This is a genomic window from Streptomyces sp. CLCI03 (assembly GCF_053615355.1).
Window position 1 is genome coordinate 2110267 of record NZ_CM132132.1, and the last position, 19215, is coordinate 2129481.

General features: G+C 73.9%; 17 protein-coding genes. 7 read left to right on the forward strand and 10 right to left on the reverse strand.

Features of this window, described 5'->3' with window-relative positions; genetic code table 11:
- Window positions 1–7 precede the first annotated feature (7 nt).
- The 5 genes from ACWG52_RS09570 to ACWG52_RS09590 all read right to left on the reverse strand — a co-directional run bounded on the left by ACWG52_RS09570 (window position 8) and on the right by ACWG52_RS09590 (window position 6451).
- Complete coding sequence (locus ACWG52_RS09570) at window positions 8–922, reverse strand: dihydrodipicolinate synthase family protein (protein WP_389809438.1); 915 nt, start codon at window positions 920–922, stop codon at window positions 8–10.
- Between the two features lie 75 nt (window positions 923–997).
- A complete protein-coding gene (locus ACWG52_RS09575) occupies window positions 998–2476 on the reverse strand; it encodes an FAD-dependent oxidoreductase (protein WP_389809441.1) in 1479 nt (492 codons plus the stop codon).
- Window positions 2457–2768 carry a (2Fe-2S)-binding protein gene (locus ACWG52_RS09580; RefSeq protein ID WP_389809443.1) on the reverse strand — a complete coding sequence of 104 codons (312 nt, stop codon included), beginning with the start codon at window positions 2766–2768 and terminating at the stop codon, window positions 2457–2459. The genes ACWG52_RS09575 and ACWG52_RS09580 overlap by 20 nt, the downstream gene beginning before the upstream one ends.
- Window positions 2768–3943: an NAD(P)/FAD-dependent oxidoreductase gene (locus ACWG52_RS09585; RefSeq protein ID WP_390167553.1), complete on the reverse strand. Its 1176-nt coding sequence runs from the start codon at window positions 3941–3943 to the stop codon at window positions 2768–2770. The genes ACWG52_RS09580 and ACWG52_RS09585 overlap by 1 nt, the downstream gene beginning before the upstream one ends.
- Window positions 3944–4072: 129 nt before the next feature.
- Window positions 4073–6451 (reverse strand): collagenase, encoded by a 2379-nt coding sequence (locus tag ACWG52_RS09590; RefSeq protein WP_453128453.1) that lies wholly within the window; start codon window positions 6449–6451, stop codon window positions 4073–4075.
- 173 nt (window positions 6452–6624) lie between these two features.
- On the opposite strand from ACWG52_RS09590, the gene ACWG52_RS09595 reads away from it, so the two are divergent.
- Complete coding sequence (locus ACWG52_RS09595; protein WP_453128455.1) at window positions 6625–8022, forward strand: aminopeptidase P family protein; 1398 nt, start codon at window positions 6625–6627, stop codon at window positions 8020–8022.
- Here ACWG52_RS09595 and ACWG52_RS09600 read toward each other — a convergent pair.
- Window positions 8019–8927: a LysR family transcriptional regulator gene (locus tag ACWG52_RS09600; RefSeq protein ID WP_033217632.1), complete on the reverse strand. Its 909-nt coding sequence runs from the start codon at window positions 8925–8927 to the stop codon at window positions 8019–8021. The two genes, ACWG52_RS09595 and ACWG52_RS09600, sit on opposite strands and share 4 nt — an antisense overlap.
- A 119-nt stretch (window positions 8928–9046) precedes the next feature.
- On the opposite strand from ACWG52_RS09600, the gene ACWG52_RS09605 reads away from it, so the two are divergent.
- The gene (locus ACWG52_RS09605; protein ID WP_389809454.1) at window positions 9047–9811 is read left to right on the forward strand and encodes an SDR family NAD(P)-dependent oxidoreductase; all 765 of its coding nucleotides are present in this window, start codon (window positions 9047–9049) and stop codon (window positions 9809–9811) included.
- A 41-nt stretch (window positions 9812–9852) separates the two neighbouring features.
- Entirely contained in the window at window positions 9853–10095 is a 243-nt protein-coding gene (locus tag ACWG52_RS09610) for a tautomerase family protein (protein ID WP_033217630.1), read from the forward strand.
- 162 nt (window positions 10096–10257) lie between these two features.
- Here the strand turns inward: ACWG52_RS09610 and ACWG52_RS09615 are convergent, their stop codons facing one another.
- Both ACWG52_RS09615 and ACWG52_RS09620 read right to left on the reverse strand, forming a co-directional pair.
- Window positions 10258–10656: a RidA family protein gene (locus ACWG52_RS09615; protein WP_033217628.1), complete on the reverse strand. Its 399-nt coding sequence runs from the start codon at window positions 10654–10656 to the stop codon at window positions 10258–10260.
- Window positions 10653–11798, reverse strand: coding sequence for an acyl-CoA dehydrogenase family protein (locus ACWG52_RS09620; protein ID WP_453128458.1), 1146 nt, complete (start codon window positions 11796–11798; stop codon window positions 10653–10655). The genes ACWG52_RS09615 and ACWG52_RS09620 overlap by 4 nt, the downstream gene beginning before the upstream one ends.
- Before the next feature lie 146 nt (window positions 11799–11944).
- Between ACWG52_RS09620 and ACWG52_RS09625 the strand changes: the two genes are divergently transcribed.
- The 4 genes from ACWG52_RS09625 (at window position 11945) to ACWG52_RS09640 (ending at window position 15951) form a co-directional block, all read left to right on the forward strand.
- Window positions 11945–13600 (forward strand): AMP-binding protein, encoded by a 1656-nt coding sequence (locus ACWG52_RS09625; protein ID WP_453128460.1) that lies wholly within the window; start codon window positions 11945–11947, stop codon window positions 13598–13600.
- 9 nt (window positions 13601–13609) lie between these two features.
- Window positions 13610–14410 (forward strand): PaaX family transcriptional regulator, encoded by an 801-nt coding sequence (locus ACWG52_RS09630; protein ID WP_389809462.1) that lies wholly within the window; start codon window positions 13610–13612, stop codon window positions 14408–14410.
- A 90-nt stretch (window positions 14411–14500) separates the two neighbouring features.
- On the forward strand, window positions 14501–15340 hold the full coding sequence (locus tag ACWG52_RS09635; protein ID WP_389809465.1) for a GNAT family N-acetyltransferase: 840 nt from the start codon (window positions 14501–14503) through the stop codon (window positions 15338–15340).
- Between the two features lie 50 nt (window positions 15341–15390).
- Window positions 15391–15951, forward strand: a complete 561-nt coding sequence (locus tag ACWG52_RS09640) for an InlB B-repeat-containing protein (protein WP_453128463.1) — start codon at window positions 15391–15393, stop codon at window positions 15949–15951.
- An 85-nt stretch (window positions 15952–16036) separates the two neighbouring features.
- Here the strand turns inward: ACWG52_RS09640 and ACWG52_RS09645 are convergent, their stop codons facing one another.
- Window positions 16037–18340: a bifunctional salicylyl-CoA 5-hydroxylase/oxidoreductase gene (locus ACWG52_RS09645; RefSeq protein ID WP_389809470.1), complete on the reverse strand. Its 2304-nt coding sequence runs from the start codon at window positions 18338–18340 to the stop codon at window positions 16037–16039.
- 4 nt (window positions 18341–18344) lie between these two features.
- Window positions 18345–19172 carry an enoyl-CoA hydratase family protein gene (locus tag ACWG52_RS09650; protein WP_030712961.1) on the reverse strand — a complete coding sequence of 276 codons (828 nt, stop codon included), beginning with the start codon at window positions 19170–19172 and terminating at the stop codon, window positions 18345–18347.
- Between the last annotated feature and the right edge of the window lie 43 nt (window positions 19173–19215).

Consider the following 19215-nt stretch of genomic DNA (forward strand, 5'->3'; position numbering starts at 1 on the left):
CCGGTGACTAGTTGAGGCCCTCGGCGAGGGCCTTCTCGGTGGCGGCGCGGACGGCGGCCTCGATCTCGCCGGCGAGCGGGAAGCGGGGCGGGCGGGTGGGGCCGCCGGGGCGCCCGGCGAGGTCCATCGAGAGCTTGATGGCTTGGACGAACTCGGTCTTGGAGTCCCAGCGCAGCAGCGAGTGCAGGGACTTGTAGAGCGGCAGGGCGGTCTCCAGGTCCCCGGCGACCGCGGCCCGGTAGAGCTGGGCGCAGGAGTTCGGGAGCGCGTTGGGGTAGCCGGCGATCCAGCCGACGGCGCCCGCGAGGGCGAGTTCGAGGAGGACGTCGTCGGCGCCGATGAGCAGGTCGAGGCCGGGGGCGAGCTCGGCGATCTCGTACGCGCGGCGCACGTCCCCGCTGAACTCCTTGACGGCGACGATCGAGCCGTCGGCGTACAGCCGGGCGAGCAGGTCCGGGGTCAGGTCCACCTTGGTGTCGATGGGGTTGTTGTACGCGACGACGGGCAGTCCGGCGCGGGCGACCTCGGCGTAGTGGGCGCGTACCGCGTCCTCGTCGGCCCGGAAGGCGTTGGGGGGCAGCAGCAGGACGGAGCCGGCGCCGGCCTCGGCGGCCTGGTCGGCCCAGCGGCGGGCCTCGGCGCTGCCGTAGGCGGCGACGCCGGGCATGACGCGGGCGCCGTCACCCGCGGCCTCGACGGCGGTGCGCACGACACGCGCCCGCTCCTCGTCGGTGAGGGTCTGGTACTCCCCGAGGGAGCCGTTGGGGACCACGCCGTCGCAGCCGCTCCGGATCAGCCAGGCCACGTGTTCGGCGTACGCGTCGTGGTCGACGCTGAGGTCCTCGCGCAGCGGGAGCGCGGTGGCGACCATGATTCCGTGCCAGGGGCGGGTGCGGGGCGCGGGGGTGTGCGCGTGGGTCATGTGAGAGCTCCCTAGTGTGGTGTGTGACATTTTACTAGCGGGTGTGGGGCGGCCACAAGGGCCCCGGCGCCCCGATCAGTGCGTGGCGGGCGGAAGTTCGGCGAGGTGGCGCAGCGGAACCGGACAGGACAGCGGCCGCCGGTCGGGCGCGGGCTCCTCCCCGGCCAGGGCCGCGACGGCCGGGCCGCACATCCGGCCCTGGCACCAGCCCATGCCGGCACGGGTGAGGAGTTTGACCGTACGGGCGTCCCGCGCGCCGAGGTCGTCGGCCGCCTCGCGGATCCGCCCGGCCGGGACCTCCTCGCAGCGGCAGACGACGGCGTCGTCCCGGAGCCACCCGGTCCACCCCTCGCCGGGGCGGTGGGCGGCGGCCATCGCGTCGGCGAAGGCCCGCAGCCGGGCCCGGCGGCGGACGAGACGCGCCCCGGGCGGTGCGCCCGCGACGGAGTGCGCGGCCAGTTCGCCCTCGACCATGGCCAGTTGGGCTCCGCCGATGCCACCGGTCTCGCCCGCCGACCAGATGCCGGGGACGGAGGTCCGCTGCTCGGCGTCGAGGACGAGGGCGACGGTGCCGTCGGAGGACGGCCGGGTCCCGCACCCGAGGCCGGTGGCCAACTCCAGTTGGGGCACCAGCCCGTGGCCGACGGCGAGGGCGTCGCAGGGGATCCGCCGGGCGGTGCCGGGCAGCGGCCGCCAGTCCCGGTCGAGCCGGGCCACGGTGACGGCCTCGACCCGGTCGGTGCCGTGCGCCTCGGTGACGGCGTGCCGGGTCAGCAGCCGGACGTGGTGGCGGGCCAGCGCGCCGCCGTAGCCGGCCCCCTCGACGAGCTTGCCGGGATTGCGCAGCAGGGCGGGGACCTGGCCGGCGTACGCGGTGTAGGCGGCGGCCTCCACCACGGCCGGCACGGTGGCTCCGGCGGCGGCGAGCGACCCGGCCACGGCGAGCAGCAGCGGCCCGCTCCCGGCGACGACGACCCGCCTGCCCGGCAGCACCAGCCCGCCCTTGAGCATGGCCTGCGCGCCGCCGGCCCCGACCACTCCCGGCAGGGTCCAGCCGGGGAAGGGCAGTTGCCGCTCGTAGGCGCCGGTGGCGATGAGCACCGCCCGGGCCGTGACCGCGGCGGCTTCCTCCTCGGGGGCGTGACCGGCGACGGCGTGCAGGATCCACTCCGTGGCCTGTCCCGCCTCCCCGGTGCGCGTCCCGGTCGGGGCGCTCGGTCCGCTCGGGTCCGCAGGGACGACGGCCCACACGTGATGGAGCGGGAGGTACGTGATCCGGCCGGCCGATGCGTGGGTCCGCAGGGCGGCTTCGAGGGTCGCGAACGCGGCCCAGCCGTGGTGCAGGGCCTCGGGGCGGGCCGCGCCCAGGCCCGGGGCGGGGTGGCGGTAGAACTGCCCGCCGGGGCGGTCGCCCGCGTCCAACAGGGCGACCCGGAGCCCGAGATGGGCGGCCGTGACGGCCGCGGCCAGGCCGGCCGGGCCGGCCCCGACGACGGCCAGGTCGACGAGCCCGCCGGCGGCGGGGGCGAGGGGTTCAGACGGCGAGGTCGGCACGGCCGGTTCCCTCCTGGGTGGTGACGGAGTCCCCCGGCCGGGCCGCAACCATGCAGGCGCGCTGGTTCGGGCGGCCGTTGACCGTGACGAGGCAGTCGTAGCAGCTGCCGATCCCGCAGAACGCGCCGCGCGGGGCGCCGCCCTCCCGGGTGGTCCGCCAGGCGAGGATGCCCGCTCCCCAGAGCACGGCGGCGATGCTCTGGCCGGGCAGGGCGGGCAGTTCCCGGCCGTCGAAGGTGATCTCGTGCGCGGCTGCCGGGCTGCCGCCGACCAGCGAGCGGGGGCTGCGCATCAGTGCTGCTCCTCGGGGGTGTCGGGATCGAGCGGCGCCGCCGCGAAGCGGTCCGGGCGGAACGGGTACGGGGAGAGCGGCGGTTCGGCCCCCGTCAGGGCGGCGGCGATCAGCGCTCCGCTGGCGGGCGCCAGGCCGATGCCCGCGCCCTCGTGGCCGCAGGCGTGCAGCAGTCCGGGGCGCCGCGGGTCCGGGCCGATCGCCGGGAGGTGGTCGGGCAGGTAGGGGCGGAAGCCGTGATAGGCGCGCATCACCCGGACGTCGGCCAACACCGGGAAGAGCGCGGCGGCCTGGCCGGCCAGGCGGCGCAGCGCCTCGGTCGAGAGGGTGCGGTCGAAACCGACCCGCTCCCGGGTGGCGCCGATCAGGACCGGGCCGGACGGGGTGCCCTCGACCACCGCCGAGGACTGCAGGGCGGCGGAGCCGCTGGCGACGTCCGCGATGTAGTCGGCGGCGTAGACCTTGTGGCGGACCACCCTCGGCAGGGGTTCGGTCACCAGGACGAAGCCGCGGCGCGGGAGGACGGGCAGGGTGACCCCGGCCAGGGAGGCGATGCGGCCGCCCCAGGTGCCGGCGGCGTTCACCACGGCCGGGGCCAGGAGTTCGCGGCGCGGGGTGCGCACCCCGCGCACGACGCCCCCCTCCAGCAGGATCTGCGTCACCTCCTCGCCGAGGTGCACCTGGGCACCTGAGGCGGCCAGCAGTCGGGCCGCCGCCTGGGCGGGCTGGACCTGGGCGTCCTGCGGGTAGTGGAAACCGCCCGCCAGGCCGGGCGCCAGGTGGGGTTCCAGGTCACGCAGGGCGTCCGCCGCCACCTCGACCGCGTCGACGCCGGCCGCGCGTTGGCCCTCGGCGAAGGTCCGCAGGGCCTTCACGGTCCTCTCGTCGGGGGCGACGACGAGCCCGCCCTTGGGCTCGTACTCCATCTCCCGCGGGAGGACCGCGGCGAGTTCGGTCCACAGCCGGGTGGACAGCAGGGCGAGGTCGAGTTCGGGTCCGGCCTCCTTGTCGGAGACCAGCAGGTTGCCTTCGCCGGCACCGGTGGTGCCGCCCGCCACGGGGCCCCGGTCGACCACGGCGACGGAGAGTCCGGCGCGGGCCGCATAGTAGGCGCAGGCCGCCCCGACGACGCCGGCGCCGATGATCACGGCGTCCAGGGAGTGTCTCTTGAGCACGGCAGTAATATGTCACATTCTTTAGGGCCTGCCCAGACGCCCGGACCGGTCCCGCACCCCCCTCGGATGCGGGACCGGTCCGGGGCCGGGCCGGCGTGGGCCCGGCGGTGGCGCCGGGCCGGGTGCCGGTCAGCCGCGGAGGGGGCCCTCACAGCTGTAACTGGAGGTGCCCGCGACCTTGTTGGTCCAGATCTCCACCGGACCGAAGGAGCAGTTCATGTCGGCGAGGTTGTTGGAGGCCGCGCCCGCCCGGTCGAGGATGAAGTAGTCGACCGTCTCCGACATGTCCTTGAAGACCTGGTCGCCGTTGCGCCAGTTCTTCAGGTTCGCGGTGATCCGACCGGTACAGGTGAAGCGGCGCTTGGCGGCGTCGCCGTTCTCCGTGCAGTCCGGGGTGTTCTGCGTGGCCGTGGCGAAGGAGGACTTCACCGAGGCGAGCGCGGCGTCGCGCAGTCGGTCGTTCGGGGTGAAGGAGGTGTTCGGCACGTAGAGCTGGTCGACCTTGGCGATCTGCGCGTCCAGGAAGCGGTCGTAGTCGCGCTGGAGGTAGGTGTCCGCGCCCATCCGGTGGCGCCAGGCGTCGTACGCCGCCACGTCGTCGTTCCGCAGGTGCGTGTACATCTCGCGCAGCAGCGTGGGCTTCTCGGTCCACAGGAACTCGAAGAAGGTGCCCGCGTAGCTGTAGAAGCGGAAGCCGTCGCCGTCGTAGGTGGCGTTCAGCAGCTGCTCGACGCTCATGCGCGGGCCGCCGCCGGCCGTGTCGCTGATGATGCTCTTGACCAGGGACTTGCGGACGGCGATGCCGTTGTCGCGGGTGGCGCCGTCGAAGAACTCGGCGGTGCCCTCGTCCATGGCGGTCGTCCGGTCGCTCTCGTACCACTCGCCCTGGCCGAAGAAGCCGGGCACGGCGAAGCGGCCGTTGAGGTAGTGCGTGTACTCGTGCCGGAAGAGCTCCTCCAGGGTGAGGGAGGAGTCCTGCGGGACGCGGCGCTGGTAGGTGTAGAAGGTGGCGCCGTTCTCGATGTAGATGCCGCCGTTGTTGGTGTCGTAGCCGGTCAGGATCGGGTGGTAGTTCACGTAGTCGGCGCGGGAGGCGTAGAGCACGATGTTCAGCGTGGTGTTGGGGTCGCCCGCGAGCGGCTGGTCGGTGCCGAGCACCCGGTGGTACTGGGCCTTCACCTGCTTGCTCGCGTAGTAGAGCTGGTCGACCGTGGCCCGGTCCAGGGCGGTGCGGACCTTGATGGCGCCGTTGTCGTAGGAGTAGGTGGAGGGGAAGAGCTGCTTCTCGATGTCCTCCTTGCACACCCCGTACGGCTTGCAGGCCTCGTAGACGTTGAGCCAGGAGACGATCTTGGCCCACGGCTCGCTGCCGTCGCCGAAGGCGGCCCGGACCGGGCCGAGCATCGCGCCGAGGTCGGCGACGACCCGGTCCCGCAGGCCCTCGACCTGGCCGAACCGGGCGTACTCGCTCAGCGCGTCGCGCACCACCCAGGCGTTGCCGGTGCCCTTGAGGTGGGTGTAGCCGGCGAAGGCCTTGAAGGCGTCGCGGTAGGCGGGGTCCGCGGCCACGGCGGAGTGGAAGGCCGCGTCCTGGTTGCCCGGGTAGACGCCCAGGTAGGAGACGGACAGCGCGGCCAGCGCGGCGCCACCCCAGCCGGCGTCGAGGTGGGTGGCCGGGTGGGCCGGGTCCATGGTGGCCAGGACCTTCTTGATGAGGCCGAGCTGGTGCTGACGCAGGCCGGGCGCGCTGCCGGCGTAGAGGGCCTCGCGCAGGGTGCGGGCGTTGGAGGGCGTCGCGTCGAAGGTGTGGGCGGCGGCGCCGAAGTCGGCGATGGCGCGGCGCATGGCGTCGACGGTGGGGGCGTCGGTGACGTCGATCTCGGGGCGCGAGTAGTCGTGGTAGGCGACGGCGTGCAGGTACGTGAACATCTCCTCCAGGTGGGAGGGGTTACGGCCGTCGTGGGCGGCGGCCAGGGCGGATATCCGGCGGGAGACGGCCTGCACGTGCGCGTCCGACATGACCGGGGTCAGGCGGGCGTCCCAGGTCCAGATGAGGCCGCGCAGACAGCCGTCGGCGAGCACGGCCTGGTCCGCGAGGAAGTCGGCGAACTGCTCGGGGGTGAGTCCGGTGATCCCGTCGAGGGTGCAAGGGACGCCCGCGGCGACGCTCTTCGCGGTGGGGGCCGCCTTGGCCGTCCTCCCGCGCTTCTGCAGGTCGTCGACGGGCGCGGCGGCGGTCGCGGCGCCCGGAACCTGCCCGGTGATGTTCTGCCCGCCCGGGGCCGGAGCCGGCGCCGGGGTGTTGTCCTTCGGGTCGGCCAGGCGGTCGACCTCGTCGAAGGGGTTCCCCGTGGGGCCGGGGGCGGCCGGGGCGGCCTGTGCGCCGGTGAAGGATGCCGGGGCCGCGAACTCGGCGGCCTGCGTGGTGGCCTGACCCGCGGTGGCGAGGAGGGTCACGGCCACGGCGGAGGCGAGAAGGGAAGAGCGCACAGCTCTGTGCTTGAGCACCGAGAACTCCTGATTGGAGAGGGTGAGGTGGGGGGTGGTGCGTGAACTGCCCTGCGTCACACGGCGTTTGACGGGGGTTAACGTGCCGCGATGTGAGCTGTAACATAGTAATGTGAAATTGCACTGACAAGACCTGTGCGCACACCAGTTCACAACTTCTTGAGGGAGTCCTCGTGACCGAAGCCCCCGCCGACGCCTCCTCCCACGCTCCCGCCCCCCTCAACACGGGCAGCCACGACCGTCCGGTGTCACCGGAGTTGTCCCGGTTCATGGCGGGGAACTGGGCGGCGAGCCCGCTGCCCGACTCCGCCCGCGTGCCCGGGCACGACGTCACCCCGGCCCGCCGGGCGCGGCTCTCGGCCCGCTTCCCGGGCGAGCGGCTGATCGTCCCGGCCGGGGAGCTGAAGGTCCGCTCCAACGACTGCGACCACCGCTTCCGGCCGCACAGCGCGTACGCCTGGCTGACCGGCCTCACCGGCGAGGACCAGGCGGGCCACGTCCTGGTCATGGAGCCGTCGGGTCCGCACGGCCACGAGGCCGTGCTGTACCTGCGGCCGCGCTCGCCGCGGGCGGGCGAGGACGGGGAGTTCTACCGGGACCGCCGGTACGGGGAGTTCTGGGTGGGCCGGCGGCCCGACCTCGCGGAGGCCGAACGCCTCACCGGCATCCGCTGCGCGCACCGGGACCGGCTCGGTCGACCGACGGGCCGCGACGCGGCCTCCGACCCCGAACTCGCTTCCGCGCTGTCGGAGTTGCGGCTGGTGAAGGACGCCTGGGAGGTGGCGCAGCTCCAGCTGGCCGTCGATCACACGACGGCGGGCTTCGAGGACGTCGTACGGGCCCTGCCGCGCGCGCTGGCGCATCCGCGCGGGGAGCGCTGGATCGAGGGGGTCTTCGGTCTGCGCGCCCGGGCGGAGGGCAACGGCACCGGCTACGAGACGATCGCGGCGTCCGGCGCCCACGCCTGCACCCTGCACTGGATCCGCAACGACGGCCGACTGAACGGCGAGGAACTGCTGCTCCTGGACGCGGGCGTGGAGACGGACACCCTCTACACGGCGGACATCACCCGCACCCTCCCGCTGTCGGGCCGCTTCTCCCCCGTCCAGCGCCAGGTGTACGAACTGGTCCTGGCCGCCCAGGACGCGGGCATCGCGGCCCTGCGCCCGGGAGCGAGCTTCGGGGACTTCCACCGGGCCGGGATGCGGGTGATCGCGGAGGGCCTGGCGGACCGGGGCGTCCTGAAGGACGCGGAGGGCGACCTGCACCGGCGGTACACGCTGTGCAGCAGCGGCCACATGTTGGGGCTGGACGTGCACGACTGCGCGAAGGCGCGGGCCGAGACGTATCTGGACGGCGTCCTGGAGGAGGGGCAGGTCCTGACGGTGGAGCCGGGCCTCTATCTCCAGCCCGACGACGAGACCCTCCCGGCGGAGCTGCGGGGCATCGGCGTCCGCATCGAGGACGACCTGGTCATCACGGCGGACGGCGCCCGCCTGATGTCGGGCGCGCTCCCGCGCACGGTGGCCGGGATCGAGGAATGGATGGGCCGCCTCCTGGACGCCCCCTAAACGCTGTGCGGGGTGGTGAGCCGGGCGGTCAACTCCTCGACGAACGCCTCCAGATGCGGCGGGCGCGGTCCGGTGCGGGTGGCACAGAACCAGGTGCGGGTCAGGGGCTGCGCGCCGATGGCGACGAGGGCGAGACCGTGCGAGGCCACGTAGGGTGCGGCCACCCAGTTGGGCAGCACGGTCACGCCCTGGCCGCCGGCCACCATCTCGATGACCAGATCGGTCACCACCGGCATGGTGGTGATCCGGGCCGGCCGGGCCCCGACGGGGATCGGCAGCGGCATCGACGGGATCCGCTTCTGGTCGTAGAAGTCGTAGAGGACGAGGTCGGCGCCGTCGAAGTCACGGGCGGTCAGGTGCGCGCGCGAGGCCCACGGGTGGCCGGCGGGCACCACCGCCACCATCTCGTCCTCGAACAGCCTGGTCAGCGACACCCGGTCCATCTGCAGGTCCGGCTTGGTGACCAGCGCGACGTCGACGAGGTCGGCGAGGAGGGCCGGGATCGGCGCGTCGTCGGCGACGGTCTCGATGCGCACGTCGATGTCCGGCGCCCGCTCGCGGAAGGCGCGGAGCACGGGCGGCAGCCACGGGAAGGTCGTACTGCACTGCGCGGTGAAGCGGACCCGCCGGTCGCGCCCGTCACGGATCTCGCGCAGGTCCCGGGCCGCCGAGTCCAGTTCGCCGAGGACCTGGCGGGCCGCGACCAGCAGTCGGCGGCCCGCGGCGTTGGGGACCAGGCGGCGGCCCTTGCGGTCGAAGAGGGCCATGCCGAGGCGGGCCTCCAGCCGGGTGAGCCGCTGGCTGAGGGCGGGTTGGCTCACGTAGAGCCGCTCGGCGGCGGCGGTCAGCGAGCCGGCCTCGGCGGTGGCGGCCAGGAGTTCCAGGTCACGCAGATCCACATCCATAACCCGGGATTATCACACGATCCAAAGTTCGTCGTGGTGTTATGAGTTGGGCGCTCCTAGGTTCGTGGTGTCAGCCGGTCGGAACCCCGACGGACGACACCGACGAGAGGCACAGCGCCATGACCGACACGCACACGGACATCGACGACACCACGACCACGACCGCCCTGGTCACCGGTTCCTCCAGCGGCATCGGCCTGGACATCGCCCGCGCCTTCCTCGCGAGCGGCGCCAATGTCGTCCTGAACGGCCGGGACGCCGACCGCCTCGCCAAGGCCGCGGCCACCCTCGGCCACCCCGGGCGGATCGCGTGGATCGCGGGCGCCATCGCCGAGCCGACGACGGGCGAGGCCCTCGTCCGCACCGCCCTCGACCGCTTCGGCCGCATCGACGTCCTGGTCAACAACGCGGGCACCTTCGCCCCCAAGCCCTTCACCGAGGTCACCGAGGAAGAGCTCGACGGCTTCCTGACCGGCAACCTCAAGGGCACCTACCTCACCACCCAGGCCGTGGTACGGGCGCTGCGCGCGCAGGGCCGGGGCGGCAGCATCGTCAACATCGGCACCGTCCTGGTGGACCACGCGCTGGCAGGCTTCCCGTCCTCCGCGCCGGTGGTCAGCAAGGCGGGGGTGCACGCGCTGACGACCAGCCTGGCAGCCGAACTCGCCGCCGACGGCATCCGCGTGAACCTCGTGTCCCCCGGCATCATCCGCACCCCGCTGCACGCGGGCTCGGACGTGGACGCCTTCGGCGGACTCGCCCTGCTGAACCGGGTCGGCGAGGTCCCGGAGATCTCCGAGGCGGTGCTCTACCTCGCGGGCGCCACCTTCGTCACCGGCCACGCCCTGCGCGTGGACGGCGGCCACGTCACCGGCCGCGCCTGAGCCGACACCTCTCCCCTCCCCACCGGAAGGACATCCTCACCATGCCGTACGTCAATGTCAGGATCACCCGTGAAGGCGCCACCGCCGCCCAGAAGGCCGAGATCATCGCGGGTGTGACCGACCTGCTGGTCCGGGTCCTCGACAAGGATCCGGCAACCACCTTCGTCCTCATCGACGAGGTGGAGCTGGAGAACTGGGGCGTGGGCGGCGTCCGGACGGACGAGTACCGCCGTCTGCGCGCACGGAACCAGGCAGTCGCACCACCCAGCCCCGCCGGCGCTTGAGGCGCGGGTCCGGGCAGCGCCCGGCGGGGCCCGGGGCAGCGCCCCGGCACCGACGACCCGCCGGGCCGACCCACCGGAGCCCTAGGGGGTGTCTTGCCGATCAGGGCGGGCTCGCGGCGCCCGGCACCGCGCCCTGTTCCGCCCCGATCGACAAGACACCCCCTAGGCGAGCACCGCCACCCCGTCCAGTTCGACCAAGGCCTGGTCGTCCCAGAGTCGGACCACGCCGATGACGGCCATCGCCGGGTAGTCGCGACCCGCCGACCGCCGCCAGATGCGGCCCAGTTCGGCCGCGTGGGTCCGGTACGCCGCCACGTCCACCGTGTACACCGTCACCCGGGCCAGGTCCGCCGGGGTGCCGCCGGCGGCGGCGAGGGCCGTCAGGAGGTTGGTGAGGGCGATCTCGAACTGCTCCGGCAGGCCCTCGCCCACCACCTTGCCCGCACCGTCCAGAGCGGTCTGGCCCGCCAGGAACACCAGCCGGGTGCCGGTCGCCGCGACCGCGTGCGAGAAGCCCGTCGCGGGCGACAGCTCTCCCGGATTGATCCGCTCCAGGCTCATCGCGTCACCACCCCCGCGTACAGCTCCTTCGCGATGATCGTGCGCTGCACCTCGCTCGCCCCCTCGTAGATCCGCGGTGCCCGCACCTCCCGGTAGAGGTGTTCGAGCAGGTGGCCGCGTCGGAGGGCGACCGCGCCGTGGAGTTGGACCGCGTGGTCGACCACGTACTGGGCCGTCTCCGTGGCCAGCAGCTTCGCCATCGCCGCCCGGCGCGGGACGTCCCCCGCGCCGCGGTCGTAGGCCCCGGCCGCCGCGTACACCAACAGCCGGGCCGCCTCCGTGCGGGTGGCCATCTCGGCCACCCGGTGCGCCACCGCCTGGAGGTCGCTGAGCGTTCCGCCGAAGGCGGTCCGGTCCGCCGTGTAGGTGAGTGTCGCGTCCAGCGCGGCCCGTGCCATACCCACCGCGAACGCGCCGACGCTCGGCCGGAAGAGGTTGAGGGTGTCCATCGCGACGCGGAACCCCCGCCCGGGTTCGCCGAGCAGGTCCCGCGGGCCGACCGGCACCCCGTCGAAGGTGAGGGAGCCGATGGGGTGCGGCGAGAGCATGTCCAGGGGTGCGCCGGAGAGTCCGGGGCGGTCGGCCGGGACCAGGAAGGCCGAGACCCCCTTCGCCCCCGGCCCCTCGCCCGTTCGGGCGAACACGGTGTAGAAATCCGCTTCGGGGGCGTTGGAGATCCAACACTTCTCACCGCTGAGCCGCCAGCCGCCACCGGCGGCCGGGTCGACGGCCGGATCGGCCGTCGCCGCCAAGGCCAACGCCGCCGCGTCCGAGCCCGCCCCCGGCTCGCTCAGCGCGAAGGCCGCCACCGCCCGCCCTGCGCGTACCCCCGGCAGCCAGCGCTCCCGCTGTTCCTCGCTGCCCGCCCGCAGGACCGGGTACGCCCCGAGTCCCTGCAGGGCGAGCGCCGTCTCGGCCTCCGTGCAACCGTAGGCGAGGGACTCCCGCAGCAGGCACAGTTCGAGCGCGCCCGAGGCGAACACCCGCTCCAGCAGGCCCAGCTCGCCCAACGCCGCCAGCAGCGGGCGGTTGACCCGCCCCGGTTCCCCCTTCTCGGCCAGTGGCCGCAGCCGCTCCGCCGCCAGTGCGCGCAGCTGCCCGCACCACTCCTCCTGGTCCACCCCGAGCGCGAATCCGGTCATCCGAACATCCCCGCATCTATCGCGTCCTGTTGACTGCCGTCACCATCACGATACGCTCCTGGAAGGACCTTCCGGCCGCGGCCGGGGGAACCACCGCACGGCCGGCTCCACCCCACCCCGGACCGCCGCAAGGGGGGCGACCCGCCTTGGACCTCAAGCCTTCCGCTCACACCGACACCTTCGCCCGTGACCATCTGCCACCCGCGGACACCTGGCCGGAGCTCGTCTTCGAGCTGCCCGAACTGGCCTACCCGGACCGCCTGAACTGCGGGGTCGAGCTGCTGGACGCCACCATCGCCCGATTCGGTCCGGCGGGCGCCGACCGCCCGGCCTTCCGCAGCTCCACGGGCGAGGTGTGGACGTACGGCGGCCTGCGCGAGCGGGTGGACCGCCTGGCCCACACCCTCACCACCGACCTCGGCGTGGTCCCCGGCAACCGGGTGCTCCTGCGCGGGCCCACCGGCCCCTGGCTCGCCGCCTGCTGGCTCGCGGTGATGAAGGTGGGCGCGGTGGCCGTCACCGTCCTGCCCCAGCAGCGCGCGCAGGAGCTGGCCACGGTGTGCGCGATGGCTCGGGTGGGGCACGCCCTGTGCCACGCGGACGTGCTGGACGACCTGGTCAAGGCGGAGGTGCCGGGGCTGCGGATCACCGTGTACGGGGGCACCGCCCCGGACGATCTGCTCCGGCTGGCCGAGAGACACCCCGACCCGTTCCCGGCCGCCCCGACCTCGGCCGACGACGTCGCCCTGATCGCCTTCACCTCCGGGACCACCGGGCGACCCAAAGGCTGTATGCACTTCCACCGCGACCTGCTCGCGGTCGCCGACACCTTCTCCCGCACCGTGCTGCGGCCCCGCCCCGACGATGTCTTCGCGGGCAGCCCGCCGCTCGGCTTCACCTTCGGCCTCGGCGGGCTGGTCGTCTTCCCGCTGCGCGCCGGGGCCTCGGCGCTGCTGCTGGAGGAGGCGGTACCGCGCCGGCTGCTGCCCGCCCTCGCCGAACACCGGGTGACGGTGCTGTTCACCGCGCCCACCGCCTACCGGACGATGCTGGACGCGCTGGGCCCGTACGACGTGGGCATGTACGACCTGTCGGCGCTGCGCCGCTGCGTCTCGGCCGGGGAGAACCTGCCCGCCGCCACCTGGCAGGCCTGGTACGAGCGCACCGGCCTGCGCATCATCAACGGCATCGGGGCGACCGAGCTGCTGCACATCTTCATCTCCGCCGCCGACGAGGACATCCGGCCCGGTACGACGGGCCGGGTGGTCCCCGGCTGGGAGGCCCGGGTGGTGGACCGGGCCGGTCGGCCGGTCCCGGACGACGAGCCGGGACTGCTGGCCGTGCGCGGCCCGGTGGGCTGCCGCTACCTGGCCGATCCACGGCAGGGCGAGTACGTCCGGGACGGGTGGAATCTGACCGGCGACACCTACGTCCGTGATCCCGACGGCTACTTCCGCTACGTCGCCCGCGCCGACGACATGATCGTCTCCGCGGGCTACAACATCGCGGGCCCCGAGGTGGAGGAGGCCCTGCTGCGCCACCCGGACGTGGTCGAGGCGGCCGTGGTGGGCCTCCCCGACGAGCGCCGCGGGCAGATCGTGGTGGCGTACACCGTCGCACGCGACGGCGCGGTGCTGACGGAGGAGGTCCTGCGCACCTTCATGCGGGCGGAACTGGCCCCGCACAAGTGCCCCCGCTCCTTCGTCTTCCTCCCCGCCCTCCCCCGCACCGCCACGGGCAAACTGCAGCGCTTCCGGCTGCGCGAACCCGACGCCCGACCCGACCCGCCCCGCAGGATCTAGAGTGAACCCGTGGTCGAGCAGCACACCCCGCGATCCCTGATCGTCACGTTCTACGGAGCCTACGGGCGGGCCTTCGAGGGCCCGGTCCCGGTGGCCGCGCTGATCCGCCTGCTGGGCGCGGCCGGCGTGGACGCCCCGTCCGTCCGCTCGTCGGTGTCCCGGCTGAAGCGGCGCGGCTTCCTGCTGCCCGAGCGCACGGCGGACGGCTCGGCGGCGTACGGGCTCTCCGAGGAGGCCCGACAGCTGCTGGACGACGGCGACCGCCGGATCTACGGCAGCCCGCAGCTGTCGGACGAGTGGCTGGTGGCGGTGTTCTCGGTCCCGGAGCAGGAGCGGAACAAGCGGCACCTGCTGCGCTCGCGGCTGGCCCGGCTCGGTTTCGGCGCGGTGGCGCCGGGCGTGTGGATCGCTCCGGCCCGGTTCGCCGAGGAGACCGCGCACACCCTGGAGCGGCTGCACCTGACCCCGTACGTGGAACTGTTCCGCGGCGCCCACCTGGGATTCGCCCCGACCGCCGAGGCGGTGGCCCGCTGGTGGGACCTGGCGGCCCTGGCCAAACAGCACGAGGAATTCCTGGACCTGCACGAGCCCGTTCTGCGCGCCCTGCGGTCGGGCCCGGAGCCGACCCCGGAAGAGGCCTACCGGGGCTACCTCCTGGCGCTGGACACCTGGCGCCGGCTGCCGTACGCCGACCCGGGCCTGCCGCGGGACCTACTCCCGGCGGACTGGCCGGGTGACCGGGCGGCGGCCGTCTTCGCCGAGCTGCACGAACGGCTGCGCGCCGACGGGGAGCGCTTCGCGCGCCCCTGACCGGCCGGCTTCGGCTCCCCGGGCCGCCGGCTCGCGGACCGGGGCGGAAATCCGGGTGCGGGCCGACCGCGGGCCGCGCCACGATGGGCCATGAACTGGACCTTCACCACGGATCTGGCGGCCTTCGTCCGCGCGGCGGGCCCGGCCCTGGCCGCGCGGCCCGTGCCCAACACCGTCCTGCTGAGCGTGACCGACGCCCTGGCCCGGCGCGGCACCGGTGCCTACGGCCGCGACACCCCCTTCTTCGGCTGGTGGACCGGGGCCGACGGGGCCGTCGCCGGTGGTCTGCTGTGCACCCCGCCGTTCCCGCTGCACCTCGGCGTGGTGCCCGAGGAGGCGGTCCGCGCGCTGGGGGCGGAGCTGGCCGGCGAACCGCTGCTCGCCGGGGTCCGCACGCTCAACGCCCGCCGCGCGGACGCCCGGGTGCTGGCCGAGGCCTGGGGGCGGCCCACCCGGACCTCCGAGGAGCAGCGCCTGTACCGGCTGGCCGCCCTGGCCGTTCCGGACCCCGCCCCGGCCGGGCGGGCCCGGCCCGCCACCGAGGCCGACCTCCCGCTGCTGCTGGAGTGGGTCACGGCCTTCAAGGCCGAAGCGGGTGTGCCGGGCAGCGCCTCCGAGCCCGTGCTGCGCGACCGGATCTCCTACGGCGGGGCGGTGCTGTGGGAGCGGGCCGGGGACCCCGTCTCGCTGGCCGGTTTCTCCCGCGTGCTCGGCTCGGCCTCCCGTATCGGCCCGGTCTACACGCCGCCGGAGCACCGCGGCCGTGGTTACGCCGCCGGGGTCACGCACGCGGCGAGCGAAGCGGCGTACGCGACCGGAGCCGCCGAGGTCCTCCTCTTCACGGACCTGGCCAACGCCACCAGCAACGGCGTGTACCTGCGTCTGGGCTACACCCCGGTCGAGGACCGCACCGAGATCGTCGCGGTCTGACGGGCCGGTCCCCACCGTGATCGGGTGAACCTCGGCCCGACCGCCGGTCCGTGACGGCCTGGGAGAACCTCGCCCACGAGATCGGCCACAACTTCGGCATGAAGCACGACCGTCTGACGGTCACCCGCCAGGGCGGCGCCACCCCGGCGGGCACGTTCAACTACGGCTGGGTCACGCCCAACGGCCAGCACCGCACGCTCATGGCCTACTCCAACGCCTGCCCCCAGGCCTGCAACGTGGTCAACTCGTACTCGACCCCGGAGCGCACCTGGAACGGTCAGATCCTGGGCAACGCGCAGAACAACAACGCCGCCGTCGCCTTCCAGAACGCGGACACCCTGGCCGGTCACCGGGCCTCCCTCGTCACCAACCGCACCTCCCTCACCCTGCTGCACGACCCCGTGGGCGCGGGCACGGTCCGGGTCAGCGAGTACGGTCCGTACGACCCTGGCACGCAGGTCACCGTCACCACCGTCCCCAACGCCGGTTTCCGCTTCGACGCCTGGGCCGTGGACGGTGTCGAGCTGGAGGGGAACAACCCGAACTACCAGCTCACCATGAACGTGAACCGGACCGTCAACGCCCTGTTCGTCCCGATCGAGCAGCCGTAGGCTCCGGCCCCGCGCCCCTGGCGTCTCCTCTGCCGGACCCGGCGATCCCCCGGGTCCGGCAGGACCGCCGAGACGGTACGGCCGGCTAGCCCCGGCCCGTCGGCGGGGTGCGGCTGCCCGCCCGGTACGGGGCCGGCCAGGGCGCGCCCGGGCCTTCGTAGGACTGCTCGGCGGCCGCGTGCAGGGTCCAGTGGGGGTCGTAGAGGTGGGGGCGGCCGAGGGCGCAGAGGTCGGCGCGGCCGGCCAGCAGCAGGGAGTTCACGTCGTCCCAGGAGGAGATGGCACCGACCGCGATGACGGGGACGCCGAGCGCTCCCCGGATCCGGTCGGCGTACGGGGTCTGGTACGAGCGCCCGTACTCGGGGGCCTCGTCCGCGACCACCTGGCCGGTCGAGACGTCGATGGCGTCCGCGCCGCGGGCGGCGAAGGCGGCCGCGATCCGCACCGACTCCTCGGGTGAGGTGCCCCCGGGGGCCCAGTCGGTGGCCGAGAGGCGGACGGTCATGGGGCGGTCCTCGGGCCACACCGCGCGGACGGCGTCGAAGACCTCCAGCGGGAAGCGGAGCCGGTTCTCCAGGGAGCCGCCGTACTCGTCGTCACGGTGGTTGGTCAGCGGGGACAGGAACCCGGAGAGCAGATAGCCGTGGGCGCAGTGCAGTTCGAGCAGGTCGAACCCGGCGTCGGCGGCGCGGACGGCGGCGGCCGCGAACTCGGAGCGCAGCGCGACCATGTCGTCCTGCCCGAGGGCGCGCGGGAGCGCCGAGACGCCGGGCCGGTAGGGCAGCGCCGAGGCGGCCACCAGGGGCCAGTTGCCCTCGGGCAGGGGGTCGTCCATGCCCTCCCACATCACCCGGGTCGAGCCCTTGCGGCCCGCGTGGCCGAGTTGGACGCCGAGGGCGGTGCCGGGCGCCGAGGTGTGGACGAAGTCGGCGATCCGCTTCCAGGCGAGCGTCTGCTCCTGGGTGTAGAGGCCGGTGCAGCCGGGGGTGATCCGGCCTTCGGCGGACACGCAGACCATCTCCGTCATCACCAGGCCGGGGCCGCCGAGGGCGCGTGCCCCCAGGTGCACGAGGTGGAAGTCGCCGGGCACGCCTTCCTGGGCCGCGTACATGTCCATGGGCGAGACGACGACCCGGTTGCGCAGGGTCAGGCCCCGCAGGGTGAAGGGGGTGAACATCGCCGGGGTGCCGTCCGGGCAGCCGAAGTCCTTCTCCACCGCTCGGGTGAAGCGTGCGTCGCGCAGCCGGAGGTTGTCGTGGGTGACCCGGCGGCTGCGGGTGAGGAGGTTGAAGGCGAACTGCCGGGCGGGCTGGTCGACGTATCCGGCGATCTCCTCGAACCACTGTCGGCTTGCGGCCGCCGCCCGCTGGGTGCTGGCGACCGCCGGGCGGCGGGCCGTCTCGTACGCGGCGAGGGCGGCCGGGACGTCGTCCGGTGCGGCGCCCACCGCTTCGGCGAGGGCGAGCGCGTCCTCCACGGCGAGTTTGGTGCCGGAGCCGATGGAGAAGTGGGCGGTGTGCGCCGCGTCGCCGAGCAGGACGACGTTGTCGTGCGACCAGCGCGTGTTGACGACGGTACGGAACCGTGTCCAGGTGGAGCGGTTGCCGTGCAGCGGGCGCCCGCGCAGGGCCTCGCTGAAGATCTTGGCGCAGCGGGCCGCCGACTCGTCCTCGTCGCACAGGTCGAAGCCGGCCGCCCGCCACACCTCGTCGCGCATCTCCACGATCACCGTGGAGGCTCCGAATTGATTCCGCGGCCCGGAGGGCCCCGATGAGGGGTGGTGGTCGGGCGACGGGCGGGCGTAGGGGTAGGCGTGCAGTTGCATGACCCCGTGCTCGGTCTCCGCGATCTCGAAGCGGAAGGCGTCGAAGGCGAAGTCGGCGGCGAGCCAGATGTAGCGGCAGCGTCCGGCGGTCAGCGTCGGCCCGTAGTGCGCGGCGCCGGCCTCCCGGATCGCGCTGTGCACCCCGTCGGCCGCGACCACCAGGTCGTGGGAGGCGGCGAGTTCGGCCACGGCCGGGGCCTCGGAGCGGAAGCGGAGGCGGACGCCGAGGCCGGCGCAGCGTTCGTGCAGGATCTCCAGCAGCCTGCGCCGCCCGATGGCCGCGAAGCCGTGGCCGCCGGAGGTCAGCAGCCGGCCGCGGTGCACGATGTCCACGTCGTCCCAGCGCACGAACTCCGCGCTCAGGGCCGTGTGGACGACCGTGTCGGCCCGCTCGATGCCGCCGAGGGTCTCGTCGGAGAGCACCACGCCGAAGCCGAAGGTGTCGTCCGGGGCATTGCGTTCCCAGACCTCCACCGTGTGGCCCTGGCGGGCCAGGAGCGCGGCGGCGTAGAGCCCTCCCGGTCCCCCGCCGACGACGGCGACCCGCATGGCACCAGGAGTCATGTGGCTACCTGCCCTTCCACTCCGGCGGCCGCTTCCCGGTGAAGGCGGCGTGGAACTCCGCGTAGTCCTGGCCGTGCATCAGCAGGGCCTGGGTGTTGGCGTCCAGTTCCACGGACGCCGCCAGGGGCATGTCGAGCTCGGCGGTGAGCAGCGCCTTGGTCTGGGCGTGGGCGAGGGCGGGGCCGGCGGCCAGGCGTGCGGCGAGTTCGGCGGCCCGTACGTGGGCCTTGCCCTCCTCGGTGAGCTCGCTGAGCAGGCCGATCCGCTCGGCCTCGGCCGCGTGCACGGGCTCTCCGAGCATCAGCAGGCGGGTGGCGTGGCCGAGGCCGACGACCCGGGGCAGCAGGTAGGCCGCGCCCATGTCGCCGCCGGAGAGGCCGACGCGGGTGAAGAGGAAGGCGAAGCGGGCGGTGGGGTCGGCGATCCGGAAGTCGGCGGCGAGGGCGAGGACGGCTCCGGCTCCGGCGGCCACTCCGTGCACGGCGGCGATCACCGGGAAGGGGCATTCGCGGAGGGCGCGGACCACCTGGCCGGTCATCCGGTTGAAGTCGAGGAGTTGGGCGGTGTCCATGGCGAGGGTGGCGCCGATGATCTCGTCCACGTCCCCGCCGGAGCAGAAGCCGCGCCCCTCGCCGCCGAGCACGAGGGCGCGCACGGAGCGCTCACGGGACAGTTCGCCGAGCAGATCGCGCAGGTCGGCGTAGGCGCCGAAGGTGAGCGCGTTCAGCTTTTCGGGGCGGTCGAAGGTGACGGTGGCGACGCCGTCCTGCCGGGTGACCCGGAGGTGGTGCCACCGTTCGGTCGCTGGTGTGGAACCGATGAAGGGGCTCACCCCACCGACGGTATCACCAGATCGTGACTGCCGTCACAGAAGC

Bases quoted from the DNA above. Each gene is read 5' to 3' on its own strand.
- ACWG52_RS09600 (WP_033217632.1), bottom strand. From the start codon at position 8,927: ATGGATGTGGATCTGCGTGACCTGGAACTCCTGGCCGCCACCGCCGAG.
- ACWG52_RS09610 (WP_033217630.1), top strand. From the start codon at position 9,853: ATGCCGTACGTCAATGTCAGGATCACCCGTGAAGGCGCCACCGCCGCC.
- ACWG52_RS09635 (WP_389809465.1), top strand. From the start codon at position 14,501: ATGAACTGGACCTTCACCACGGATCTGGCGGCCTTCGTCCGCGCGGCG.
- ACWG52_RS09605 (WP_389809454.1), top strand. From the start codon at position 9,047: ATGACCGACACGCACACGGACATCGACGACACCACGACCACGACCGCC.
- ACWG52_RS09645 (WP_389809470.1), bottom strand. From the start codon at position 18,340: ATGACTCCTGGTGCCATGCGGGTCGCCGTCGTCGGCGGGGGACCGGGA.
- ACWG52_RS09580 (WP_389809443.1), bottom strand. From the start codon at position 2,768: ATGCGCAGCCCCCGCTCGCTGGTCGGCGGCAGCCCGGCAGCCGCGCAC.
- ACWG52_RS09615 (WP_033217628.1), bottom strand. From the start codon at position 10,656: ATGAGCCTGGAGCGGATCAATCCGGGAGAGCTGTCGCCCGCGACGGGC.
- ACWG52_RS09620 (WP_453128458.1), bottom strand. From the start codon at position 11,798: ATGACCGGATTCGCGCTCGGGGTGGACCAGGAGGAGTGGTGCGGGCAG.
- ACWG52_RS09570 (WP_389809438.1), bottom strand. From the start codon at position 922: ATGACCCACGCGCACACCCCCGCGCCCCGCACCCGCCCCTGGCACGGA.